Genomic DNA, 806 nt, shown 5'->3' with positions numbered 1-806 from the left:
GGAACACCGATTAAAGTGGCTAAAAGTTCATTATTGGCTGCGACTTGAATCAAGGTATTTCCGGCTTGAGTTCCACTGCCTTGCAGGATGGTAAGCTGATTAAAATTATAATTTTGGGTCAATTTTAACAGATCTTCACCTCCGAGAAAATCTAGGATGATATCGCCATTTTCACCCGGATTTAACATAAAGATATCGGCTCCTTGACCCCCGATGAGGGAATCTGTTCCGACTCCACCATTAAGGGTATCATTGCCTAAATCTCCTGTGACTAAATCATCGCCGTTACTTCCATCTACAAAATCGTCGCCTTGACCGCCATGAATCAGATCGTTATCGTCGCCACCGTAAAGGTTATCGTTCCCTGTACCTCCTGACAACAGATCTTCTCCAGTATGACCAACTAACAGGTCGTTTCCAACTTCTCCTAATACCGTATCATTGCCTAAATCGCCACTGAGGGTATCGTTTCCTAAACCTCCGAAAATCAGGTCATTGTCTTTACCGCCTCCCACCCAGTCTTCATCGGCTCCACCATAAATTAGGTCGTTTCCAAGGAAACCATAAATCACATCTTGACCTAGGTTTCCTGAGAGGAAATCAACTTCACCATAACCGAGTAGGGTATCTTGACCGACACCGCCACTGAGGGAGTTGGGACGCTCATCTCCTAAGAGCAGGTCATCGGGGGGGTTACTGGTGGGAATGGAGGTTAGATTTTTCCGAGCGATAAATTGTTCGATGGGGTCGCTCAGGGATGAGGGATTTGTTGTTTTTGGGGTGGGAGTTGAGGGAGTTGGAGTTGT

1 protein-coding gene is annotated in these 806 nt (G+C 46.2%); it reads right to left on the bottom strand.

Translation table 11 applies throughout. The features are described from left to right. The coding region (locus PL9214_RS29325) for a calcium-binding protein (protein WP_139295207.1) at positions 1–806 on the bottom strand (806 nt) is incomplete at both ends.

Source organism: Planktothrix tepida PCC 9214 (assembly GCF_900009145.1).
GTDB classification, from domain to species: domain Bacteria; phylum Cyanobacteriota; class Cyanobacteriia; order Cyanobacteriales; family Microcoleaceae; genus Planktothrix; species Planktothrix tepida.
The sequence above is the reverse complement of the archived record's forward strand: the minus strand, read 5'-3'. Positions and strand labels throughout refer to the sequence as shown.